Origin of the sequence: Haloferula sp. (genome assembly GCF_049672945.1) — a bacterium.
GTDB lineage: Bacteria > Verrucomicrobiota > Verrucomicrobiia > Verrucomicrobiales > Akkermansiaceae > Haloferula.
The window spans coordinates 46,676-59,191 of sequence record NZ_JBATWY010000172.1; the positions used below are offsets into that span (position 1 = coordinate 46,676).

A 12,516-nucleotide genomic window follows, 5' to 3' on the forward strand; every position below is an offset into this window, starting at 1 on the left:
GAACTAGCCACCCGAGCCCGTCGCCACCGGGCGGAAATGCAATCGCGATTGCGTGGCCGGCCCGAAGTTCGGTAGCAAGCTGTGGAAGGTCTCCGTCCCATCACCGTGGTCGGTGATCGAGTCGACGTGCTCCAGCAAGGTCGTCGGAGTCCAGACCCGCAGATCTTCCGAAACCTCGAAGTGGTGCGACCAGTCGGACTGCCCAGCGGTTCGGCGAAGATTCAGTCGCACCTTTCCATCAACGAAGTCGAAACTCATCGCCGCCCCTTGATCAAAGATCTTCGGATGCGTGCCCATGCTCAACTCAAGGAAGTTGCTGCGCCCGTCGTGATCCGCATCGTCATCCGGTCCGGAATCTTGCTCGTCTGCGGCGAAGTAGCCATCCCGCCACTCCTCGTAGCCGACGGGAAGGAACGAGAGCGTGAGTCGATAGTCCGGCGAAGCGACCGATGATGAAGTATCGACCGCAAGTCGAAGTTCCTGTCCGGCGACGAGATCGAGCGAGATCTCATTCAAGCCTTCTGTAAGGCAGCGGAGCCGATCGATCTGGCCTCCGGAATAGGCCGAAACCCAAATCGCACTTTCGGCGAGGATTCCAACTTCAAGGCGACCTGCCGACGGGGCAATCCAACGGTACCACCGCGAACGGTCGGGAGGGGAATTGAAGTGCAGCGGCTCGCCTTGTTCATGGGATCCTCCCGTCAGGGAATCGTCACGCCGGACTTCAAAAGCGGAACCCAGCTCAACCGGCTGGTCGAACAGGTCCCCACGCGGTCCGAAGAGAACCTTGATCTCAAATGCTCGCCCAATTCGATCACCAGCGGAAATGCGGTAGCGGTGACCTCTTTCCACCCGGAATCGGCCAGAGTTGGGAACGACTTCGCCAAGCTCGACGAGCTCAGCGATTTCCTCCGCATCATGGAAGATTGCCGCCCACTCACCGCTTCCAGTCTCAAACCCAACCAGCCCGTCGCGCGGTGCCGTCCAATGCCACCACAGTGAACGGTAGCGGTTGGTGGGCTGAATGATGACCGGCTCTCCAGCTTCGAGTCCGGCACCGCGACTGGTGGACACGATCAATCCAGGTTCTGCGGGCAGCTCGAAAGCATCCGCGAACATGTCGTTTGAAGCACGATCTGCCTCGGTCATCAGAAGAACGACCTCGCCCGTGATCACCCGGTTTGAATAGCGCGATCCAATCGCGAGCTGGTAGCGACTGCCCGCGACGGCCTTGAAACTCCAGGTATCGCTGGCAACCTCTTGCAGCGCGACCTCACCTAACAGCGAAACTTCCGAACCGACTCCGACCCACGGCCTGGCAGCATTCTCACACTCCGTTAGATCGATATCGACCCAGCCGTCCTCAAGAGCCTGCCATTCCCACCACAGTGTATCGGTTCCCATATTCCTCGACTCACCGATTTCGCTACTTGCTCCATTCACCACGATTCGATCCTCAGCCGGCAGCCCGGGTGACAGTAGTCGCCGACCTGCGAAGGCATCGTTCGGCGCCGAAATCGGCTCAAGAATCACCTCGAGTTCTCCCACTCCACCATTTTCCGGCAGCCCATCGACCACGATCAAATAGCTTTCACCAGCCTGCGCCTTCCAAACAAGAAGATCTCCACCATTCCTCGAGACGGAAGCCCTTTTGAGCAATTCATTGATCTCCTCACCTTGATAAATCGCCATTGCAGCCGAAGATTTGCTCCCCGTTCCATCAAGAATCCAGATCCCGTCGGCAGGTGCGGTCCAGCGCCACCACAGCGAGCCACTTCCTGTCCCACCCCCATGATTCGGCTCCATGGACTCTCGAGTCGCTCCGAGCAGGCGTCCGGAAAGCATTGCCGAACTCGTCGTCCCCAGATCACTCAAGCTGAGGAAGGCATCATTCGAAGCATGTTCGCGGCAATCGAAGGAGATCTCGAATCCACCTGCGTCTTCATACGACGGCACGCCAACCGCAATCGAATAGACCTTGCCCGCTTGGACTGAAAATCCGACCTGCTGCTTGCCTGAAGCCTCAAACAGCAACGCACTGTAGGAATCACCTTGATAAGCCGCCAGCCACTCATCACCACTGCCGTTGACTTCGAACACGCAGCTGCCGTCGACCGGCGCCGTCCAGAGATACCAAACGGTCGCCTCCCACGGGGACGAAGCATGCCACGGCTCACCTGCATCCCGCGAAGCCAGACTGAGGTCCCCCGAGGCCGTACCGCTCAGCCCTAGCAGGATCGTGCCCTCCGCGAGCCGGTCGTTTGTTGGAAAGGTGGCGGCTTGCTCGAGCTGAAGCTGAAATTCCGCGCTCACCGAAGAGGACGCCGAAACTGCAATCCGGTATTCCGTGCCCAGCTCCGCGAAAAACCGCAATCGCGTATAATCCAGACCGGTAGCGATGGGAGCGAGTGAAGCAAGCTCGTCTCCGAGATATACCGCCAAATGATAACTCGAGGAATCCATGCCGGAGACTTCAACCGGGCCATTGGCCGGTGCCGTCCAGCGATACCAGACCGAGCCGCCCTGAAAAATGCTCCCGGTATGATACGGCTCACCCTCCTCGAGACTCGCCCCGACCGTTGATACCTCCACGCTCGCCACCGCTCCCGAAAGCTCCTCCGCATCGGCAAAGAAATCGGGGCTGCTTGGCGGAACCACCACCTCATTAACCCGAATCAAGAACGAGAATGGCTGCTCGGAGTCGAGAGCAATCCAATATTCCTGACCCGCCACCACATCAAATTCGATCGGTTCTGTTCCGGAAGCGATCTCGATCAAGGTTCCAAATCCACTGCCCTGATAGACCCCCGTCCGCAGGACCACCCCAAAACAGGACACCTCTGCCCGACCGGTTTCTTCTGCCGTCCACCGATACCACACGCTTGCCGTAGCAGGGCTTCCACCGTGCGATGGTTCGCCCACTTCGGAAGTCGCCAAGACATTCAACCCGGTCGCAAACGCGCCCCATCCGGAATCGAGAGAAAAAGCTCCGGCAAAGTCGTCGTTCGCCGGACTGGCGGGAGCCTCGATAATCTCGAACGAGACAAAGCTTCGCCAATCCAGATACCTGATATCAGAGGAACGCCACTCGAAGGCATAGCTCACTCCCGCTTCCGCCTCAAACCAAAGGTCGCGGAAGGTGCTGCTGGCAATCGAAGTCAGGGATGACAGCTCGTCACCTGTGTAAACGGTCAGCGGTCGAGGGTAGTTCCCTTGTCCGGGCCGGAGTCCGAACACACCGCTTGTCGGTGCCGTCCATGACCACCAGATCGATCCGTCGTAGTCTCTACCCGACTGCTCTGGCTCGAGCGTCGCGCCATACACATTGCCCGCGACCTTGATCCCGACCTCGCTGCCAAGATCCGACCGGTTCGCGAAGCGATTGTTCAGAGGTTCGGCAGGCGAAGGTTTACCGAAAACGTCTTCGAAAAGCTCAACTCGAAAATCGTATCCGACGGTGGACTGGAATCGACTGGTTACTTGGAAAAAATAGCGCCTTCCGGCAGTGACTCTAATGTCACCAGGCACCCCCCCACTGTAGCGAAGATCGGAGAGTTCCGGATCGGGCGAGGTCGTCTCGTAGACGTTGAGCAACAAGCTTCCCCCTCGGACAGTCATCGCAGACCCGAGTTCCATGCTGCGAGGGGCCACCCACTCCCACCACAAGCTATTCGAGGCGGCCCATGGCTCTCCAGGCTCAACGCTGGCAAACGCCGTGTCTCCTTCAAGGACGAGTGAAGAATCCTCAATCAAAATTCGATCCGCGAAATCGTCGTTCACGGAAAGAGCCCCCACTTCGATCCGGAAGTCCATTGCCCCTTCAACAGCCGAGGATCTTATCGAAAACATCAGAACCTCATTCTCGCTTGCCTCAAACAGAACGACTCCACTTCGATTCGTGATTTCTGTTAGGCTATCGACCGCATCTCCACGATAGACACCGATATGAGTGAACAGCCCGGAACCGGAGCCTTCTATCCGAAACACACCGGTGACAGGGGCGGTCCATGCATACCAGATCGAATTGCGTGCTGACGTTGAGGAGAGCGGCTCGCCCTCCTCAACCGTCGTCAAGTAGTTGTGCCCCGACCACTCGAAAGGCACTTCATTTCCAAGGTCGATTCTTTGGGCAAAATCATCATTGGAAGCGCGCTCGATCCTCTCGAAATCAACCTCGAAGACGCCACTGGAATTCGTTCCGGAAAGAGCCACGAGGTGATAAGTCTCACCACCGACAAACTCCAGCGAGAACGCCCCCGACCGGGGACCTGCCAACCATTCAAGCGTTGCCAGATCCTCACCTCGAAGCACGCCCACGCCGATGTCGTTTGCTGTGATGAGCAGCCCTTGCGATTCATCCGGAGTCCAGCTCCACCATGCCGAAGACGTCCACGACCCGGAGACCGGCTCGCCGACTTCCAGCGTGCCCCCTCCAAGATTGCCGGAAAGCTGCGGTAACTCATCACCCGGCAGGACGATACGCCCGGCGAAATCATCGTTCTCAGGCATCTCTCCAAGCTGCACGCCAATCTCGATCAAACCGACGTCCGTTGAATCCGATGAAACTCGAAACAGGTAACGCTCGCCGCCGGTCGCCCGGAACGAAAGGGCCGTCTGCCCACTGGCCGCCGACGCCGGAGTCACTGCTGCCGCAACCGGGTCCGATCCAGATTCGGCTCGGAACACAGCAAGCCTCTCACCATCGCTCAGCAAATCCGCCGTCACGAAGGCGTTGCCGGTAGCGGACGCCACCCAACTCCACCAGACCGCACCTCCCAGATAGGTTTCCTCGAACTCGTCCCGCAACGCACCGACGTTCGTTCCGGAGCCAACAGCACTTGCCGCAGAACCGAGATCGGTGGCCTCGGTCCAGTGGTCGTTCGGAGGCGTTTGAGCAAACTCGAGAGTGAGCTGCAGGTCTCCCTCGTCCCGCCAGAATCTCGTTCCTACGAGAATCGCAAGCTGCTGCCCCCCTTTGACCCGCACGGTTCCCGATCGGGTTGATCCCATCGAGGTGCCGGGGCTCAGCAGCACCTCCATCGATGCCGGATCCGAGCCACTTCCCACCACCAAGGCACAGCTTCCAAATGAGCCGAGCATTCGGGCCTCAATCGTCAGGGCACCATCAGAAGGAGCCGTCCATTTCCACCACGTGCCGCCCGTCGCCAAGCTTGCCCAAGTCGGTAGAAGTTCGAGTTCCCCGGCATCCACGGTCGCGCTCCAGATCGATTGATCGTCGGTCCATTCAGTCGAAGTCCCAAGATCGAGCGCATTTACGAAGTCATCATTCGCCACCGCCGCATGAAACAGCCACCGACGCGCCGATCCCTCGAACTTCGACGCATAGGCGATACGGTAGCTTCGCCCCGCCGAAACGGCCCAGTCGTTCACCGGCACGAGCGCTCCTCCGCTTTCCTCGAAAAGATACCACGGAATCCCTTCACCCACCGAATCCTCGGGTGCCAGAGAACCATCCTCGCTCGCCTCCCAACGCCACCAGAAGGTCTTGGTCACATCGGGGAACCAGAGCAGGTCTTCCGCCTCAAGCGTCCCTCCTTGCGGGGGAGTCAGCTCGAAGTCTCCCGCCGAGCTCACCACCACGGGATCATCGAACCAGTCACCCCCGGGGATGGGTCCAAGCTTCATCCGCACCGCCGCAGGCATCCCGGACGCCCCCACCAAAGCAAAGTAGTAGCGGCGCCCCGCCACGGCAGCGAAGCGGCACGACTCTGTCGAACTCGACGAGCCAAGGCGCTGCAGCGCGTCGATTGCCGTCCCATGATAAACATGCCAGTTCGGACCAAAAAATTCGACGTTCCCATCGCGCGGCGCTGTCCACTGCCACCAGAGACTGCCACCACTCGTCGGATGGGACTCGCCCGTCTCGAGACTCGCACCATCGAGCACCAAGCGCTCATCCCACTCATCGATCCCACCGAGATCCGTCGCCGCAGCAAAGGAGTCGTTCGCAGGTGCGGGCAACGCCGTCAGCTCAAACAAAACCGGAAGGGACGTGCCACTCCAGTTTCCGAGTGAAATCCACAGCACCTCGCCCGCCGGGACGAGCGATCCCGGCGTGTAGTCCACCAGCGTATCCACCGCGCTTCCCATGCGCAGAGAAATCCTCGAAACGAAACTGTCCATGTTCGATCCCGGTCGACCATTGCGTGCCCGAACATAACAGTCGACCGGTGCCGTCCACTTCCACCACAAACTCGCATCGCCATAGGGCCGCACGGTCTCACCCGGCTCGCTGGTCGCATTTTCGGTATCGCCGAAACCCAGCACCCGCAAACCATCGCCAAGATCGATTGCATCGGCGAAATCATCATGATCACCCACCGCCGGAATAAAGCTCGCTCGGAGCAAGTCGGGACCCAGTGCATCATTGTTGTAGAGATCCCCAAGCACCCCGATCTTTATCGGAGCACCGGCCTCGACCGTCATACTGAGCTGCCGGGGGAAACTCTGAAACGCGAGCGGCTCGGCAAGGTTCGACTCCAGCCATAAGCCGAGATGGGGCTTATCGTAGCGGCCATCGACCTCAAGAAAGATTACTCCGTCCGATGGCGGCGTCCACGACCACCAGACCGACCGATCCCAAGGCCACGAGGAACCTTGCGGTTCGTTCGCCTCAAGCCCTGCAGTGCTCAGGTCATACGGGTTGTCTCCCATCACGAGCGGGGCGGCCGCTGCGAGGTCGTCCTTGGCGTCCGCGGCGGTGAAAGACAGCGCATACGTCACCTGATCCTGCTGGCTGGTCGATGCGGTGAGAAAATACGTCTCTCCAGCACGACAGTAGTAGCCGCCATCGGAATCGCGGATGTTCAAGCGATTCAACTCCGCATCATAGACCGCCGAAGTCGGAGCCGAGCCCTCACCCACCTGACCCAGCTGCCATTGCAACGACCCGTTGGCGGGCGCCGTCCACGCCCACCAGATCAGCGGATTCGAGCCACCCAAAACATTGCCCACAGCGGTCGTAATTCCCTCGCCGACTGCTTCCGTCACCATCCCCAAATCGACCGCCGACTCCGGGTTTCCCTGATAACGCGTTGGTTCCAAACTCCAGTTGATCCGGATGTCGCCAGCCTTTCCAGTGGTATCGGTCGCGGCCACAATGGAAAGGCTCTCTCCCCTGGCGACGCGGAAACGGCTCAACGATGCGTACGTGTTGGAGTAGCGGCTACTTTCGTGGACGACTTCGAGAGCCTCAATGGACTCACCCGAGTAGACACCCACATTCCAGTACGCCTCATCCGTCCCTATCAGATCAAAACTTACCAGTCCGTCCTCCGGCACTTCCCATTTCCACCAAATCGATGGCCCCTGCGTGCTGTCCCCCTTTGGCAACGGCTCACCCTCTTCCCGACTCGCCGCCACAGTCGATCCGCCGACCGACCACACTGCATTGGCACCCATGTCCTGCCGGTTCGCAAAGTCATCATTCGACGGCACCGGATGAAACTCCAACTCGAGCTGCCCCAAGACCTCTTCGGCCAGGACAATCGCATACGACTGCCCCGCCTCGACCGTTACCTCCAGCCGCCCATAGGAGTCGTCGGCGACCTCAATGAGTGAACCCAGGCTTTCCCCGGTGTAGACCACACGCGTCCCGGAGTCGGCCGATGAATGGGGAAGGGAAAGCCAGAGCAAACCGTCGGCCGGTGCCGTCCAACGCCACCAAACCGAACCCGTGTAACTATCTCCGCCATGTGAAGGTTCGCCGACCTGACGCGTGGCAGGACGCGAGTCGAACGAAACCCGGACGGACGCCACGGAACCAAGATCCGTAGCACTCCCGAAGGCATCGTTCTGGAGGGCCGACGCATTACCTCCAATCAAGCCCATGGCCATTGCCCAGGCCATCGCCTTCAACCGGAATCTCACTGCGTGGACTATGACGGACCTGTCCTTGGTCGGTCAATCGGCAAGAAAAACGCCTTACTTTAATTTCAACGGAATGCTGAGCGAGAGATCCTCCCCATCGACGACAAAGGAACAAGCGTCGAAGGAAGGGAGACCCATTGGAATCTTCGGATTCTGCGAGAAGGCAATCGGCTCCTTGGGCATCCCGATGAAGTTCTTGTCGAGCTTCCCGTTTCCATTCACGTCGTGGATGATCACGATGGCATAAGTTCCCGGTTTCACCCCCTTGATCCGCGCTCGGATCGGCTCGGTACTCTTCAAGGGGATCTTCGGCGACTGGGGCAGCGGCGTCTTCACGAAAGTACCGGCGGAATCGTAGATCCCGATCAGGAGGTTTCCTTGAGCAGTGGGAATATTGCTCACCTCAACGGTCACCGTCACCTTCTCGCCGGCGGTGATCGTCGAAAAAGGAAGGAATGTGATAAGAGTCAGAAGTAGCGATTTCATACCCTGAGAGAAAACCCTTAGCCCTGTCCCCAAGCCGATACGACCAAAAAAGGTATGGAAGGTCGAAATGTCGGCGTTCTGATGAGAAGACCGAGCTTGATAAGCCGGGATCCGTGTCAAGAGTGACCCGCCGGAACATAGTTGGCATCACGCCGTGAAAAAAATTCTCGAATGATTCTTGTCGCACACTTTGGGGGAGACTCCCCCGCCACCCAGAAAAGCTGAACTGCAGGATGTGTGGCATTGCTGGAATCATCGACCTCGCCGGACCGCGGGAGGTCCGACCCGAAGAACTCGAACGGATGGCCCACGCGATCATCCATCGTGGTCCCGACGAGGGCGGGCAACTGACGAGACCCGGCATCGGTCTGGCGTCGCGCCGGCTGAGCATCGTCGGCCTCGAAGACGGTCAGCAGCCGATCTTCAATGAAGATGGCAATGTCGCCGTGGTCTACAACGGCGAGCTATTCGACCACCCCGAGCAGCGTCAGCGCCTCGAAAAGCTAGGGCACCGTTTCAAAACCCAATGTGATACGGAGATCCTCGTCCACCTTTGGGAAGAGTATGGCTGCGAGATGTTCGAACACCTGCACGGCCAGTTCGCATTCGCGCTGGTGGATTTCAAACAACGCACCCTGATTCTGGCCCGTGACCGCTTTGGGATCTGCCCGCTCTACTGGGCCCAACGCAACCAAAGACTCTACTTCGGATCGGAAATCAAAGCACTGCTCGCCTCGGGTCGTGTCGCGGCCGAAGTCGATCCCCTCGGACTCGATCATATCTTCAGCTTCTTCGCCATGGGGACGGCGCGAACGATGTTTGCCGGCGTCTCCGCCTTGCTACCGGGCACTTTCATGAAGATCGACCTGCCCACCGCGAGTCGTCCCGCAGAGATCCGTGAACACAGCTATTGGCAAATGGATTTTCCTGATCAAGGCGCCGAACAAGGAGGCGCTCCGGAGAAATTAGTCACCGAGTTTGGCGATCATCTCGAAGAAGCCGTTCGCCTCAGACTGCGGGCGGATGTCCCGGTCGTGAGCTACCTGTCCGGCGGCGTCGATTCGACCACCGTGGCTCTGTTAGCCAGCCGTCAACTCAAGCGCCCGATCCCGACCTTCACCATCCGGATGCGGCATCCCAAGCTCGACGAGACCGACCGCGCGCTGATGGCGGCGGAACGAATCGGCAGCCTGCCCACCCAGATCGAGTGCGGGGAAAAGGAGATCGCCAATGGCTACCGCGACCTTGTCATCGCAGCGGAATGCCCGGTCATCGATACCTCATCGGCCGCCATCTATCAGCTCGCCACCTCGGTCAAAAACGCCGGCTACAAGGTGGCCTTAACAGGGGAGGGTGCCGATGAAGCTCTGGCAGGTTATCCCTGGCTCAAAGCCAGCCGCTACATCGCGCCGCTCGACCGGATCGGCCTCGCCAACCGCTGGCGACAAAGCGTTTTCGAACGCCCCAAGCATCACCCGTGGTCGCGTTACCAAAAACGCTACGAGCAGATGGGCGGCTACCACGCCATGGCCGACCTCTACGCCTTCTGTAGTTTGTCCGGCGACGGCGTTTACTCGCAGGAATTTGAATCCCGGCTCGAAGGGCACACTGCCACCGACGACCTGTCACTGAACCTTGAGCGGATGAAGCACTGGGACCCGCTCAACCGTTCCCTCTATCTCGGTTATCAAGTCATGCTCCCGGGCCTTCTCATGACCCACAAAGGAGACCGCCCCGCCATGGCAAACTCGGTGGAGACGCGCTTTCCTTTTCTCGATGAAAAGCTCGTCGATTACTGCGCCAACCTGGCCCCGGAGTTCAAGCTGCGCGGCCTGCGCCGTGACAAAGATCTCCTCCGACGATTTGCCGGAAATATCCTGCCGCCAGAAATCGCACAGCGTCCGAAAAACATCTTTCGCGCGCGCTACTCCGGTTCCTTCCTCGATCCCGAGCCTCCCTTCGTGCAGCAACTCATGAGCACTGAAGCCTTGGAAAAAACGGGGTATTTCGACGTCCGCAAAGTCCACCACATCCGCGAACGTCTGCGCCGCTATCCCGGCCGACTGCCACCGCACATGGGCTGGGAAGTCAGCTTTGTCGGCGTGCTCGCCACCCAACTCTGGCATCACCTCTACCTCGGCGGCGGCCTCTGCGAACTCGACCCCTGGATTACCTGATCAAAAACGGAGCAAGGGCATTCCTGCCCTGTCCTGCCAGACCAGGAAGGAACACGCAGGGAGGCAAATCTTCGTCCTTTAAGGACGAACCCGGCGATTCGCATTGTGGAACCTCCGGTGCGAACCAGAACATAGGTGGGCCGTCACCCCACGGATTGGCTCGTCCCTTTCATCTGCCATAGCGCGGAGCATGACCGCCAATGGTCGGATTGTTCTCAAGCGACTGAAAAGTTCAAAAACCTTGACTGACCCTATTTGGAAAAATCAAAGCCCCTAAATGACCCCTATTTTACAGGTCTCGAATGCTCGAAATCTAGCACCCCTCATGACTAAGGCTTCATTCGCTTTCACATTCAGACCCCTTTCACAACGGCTCTTTTCAACAAGTCTTTCCCCCGCCTATAGTTTTCGCTGGTCACCGGATCCGTTTCCTAGTCCTCTCTTCCCGCGTGAATCGTTGTTCCCTCCTCACCAGCGCCTTGCTCGCCGCAACCACGCCGCTTCTTACCCAGACCACTCACGCCATCGACACGTGGAAAGGCGGTAGAGGTGACAGCTGGACTGAAGATTCCAACTGGGTCGATGGCACGGCCCCCGACGCTTTGACCTCATCAAATCAGCTGACTTTCTATGAAACAGGTGCAAACAATTTAACCAACTATCTGGGCAGCATTTCTTTCCGGATCAATTCGCTGAGCTTCAACAACAATGCCGACGAAAATGTTGCGATCGGACTCTACTATCGTGATAAAAACGGCTCTCAATTTGAGTCGGCCCTTAACTTTAACAGCATCGGAAGCGATAAGGCTGGGGATTTGGTCCTACCCAGCATCACGGTGGACCAAGACGCTGGCGGCGAATTCACTATCGGCTCGGGGGGCACTGGCACCGTCAAGCTAAACAACCACCTGACGGTGACGCACAACGGCACAAACGATTTGACCATCGCGGGGTCAATCAGCGATAATGTCTTAAGCCCCTCATCGATCACCAAGGAGGGCAGCGGTAGACTAATCCTTACCAATACTAATAACTCCTACGGGGGCGGCACAACCATCACGGGTGGCACCCTGGGCTTCGCCGCAGGATCGCTTGGAACAACAGGCAACATCATGGTCGACAATGGCACCCTGCAATGGAATGCCGGCAACTCGCAGGACGTCTCCAGCCGACTGATTCTGGGAGGCACTGCCACGCTTGACACCAACGGCAACGACGTCACCCTCAAGCAACTTGTAGGCGCCAACAGCAGCCTGACCAAGGCCGGCAACGGCAACCTTACCCTCAGTGCGGCAGCCATTACCGACACTGGGACGACGACGGTCAACGGCGGCAACCTCATCCTCACAGCAGCCAATACCTACACCGGGACGACGACGGTCAACGGCGGCACCTTGACCTTGAGCGGCAGCGGCAGCATCTCGGAGAGCAGTGTCATAGTGGTGGGTGGCGAGGAATCATCCGGTGCCATTCTGGACGCGAGTGCGCGGAATACGGGTTCCTGGGAGATCCGCAAGGGTCAAACCCTCAAGGGCATTGGCACAGTGCAGGTGGGCTCGCTCGTAATTAACGGGATCCACGCCGCAGGCAATGGTAGTGGCTTGCAGACGATCGACGGCGCGACGACTTACGGCGCGACCTCAATCTTCGAGTGGGATCTGGCGGCCAACGTCGATACCGCTGCCGGTGGTGTGCGCGGCAGCACCTACGACGCTGTGGATATCAACGCTTCGATGACCGTCATGGACGGGGCGAGGTTCAGAGTAATCCAGAATAAGGACCTGGACTTTACCAATGTCTTCTGGACGGACGACCGGACTTGGAGCGACATTTTCAACGTCACCGGCGGTGTCACCGATTGGGCGGCCAATACGGGGGTCGCGGTTTACGATACCTCCGGTTTGTTGAAGGACGTGAGCAGCTTCGGTTCCTTCGCCATCAGCGGCAGCACCTTGAACTGGAC

The 12,516-nt window shown here is 58.8% G+C and carries 4 protein-coding genes; 2 read left to right on the plus strand and 2 right to left on the minus strand.

What is annotated here, in order from left to right:
• Positions 1 to 3: 3 nt before the first annotated feature.
• Complete coding sequence (locus WBG04_RS15450; protein ID WP_424315354.1) at positions 4 to 7,890, minus strand: hypothetical protein; 7,887 nt, start codon at positions 7,888 to 7,890, stop codon at positions 4 to 6.
• 54 nt (positions 7,891 to 7,944) lie between these two features.
• A complete protein-coding gene (locus WBG04_RS15455; protein ID WP_424315355.1) occupies positions 7,945 to 8,376 on the minus strand; it encodes a DUF2141 domain-containing protein in 432 nt (143 codons plus the stop codon).
• Positions 8,377 to 8,609: 233 nt separating this feature from the next.
• Between WBG04_RS15455 and asnB the strand changes: the two genes are divergently transcribed.
• On the plus strand, positions 8,610 to 10,553 hold the full coding sequence (gene asnB, locus WBG04_RS15460; RefSeq protein ID WP_424315356.1) for an asparagine synthase (glutamine-hydrolyzing): 1,944 nt from the start codon (positions 8,610 to 8,612) through the stop codon (positions 10,551 to 10,553).
• 449 nt (positions 10,554 to 11,002) lie between these two features.
• Positions 11,003 to 12,516 (plus strand): autotransporter-associated beta strand repeat-containing protein (locus tag WBG04_RS15465; protein WP_424315357.1); only part of this gene is annotated, 1,514 nt, incomplete at its 3' end.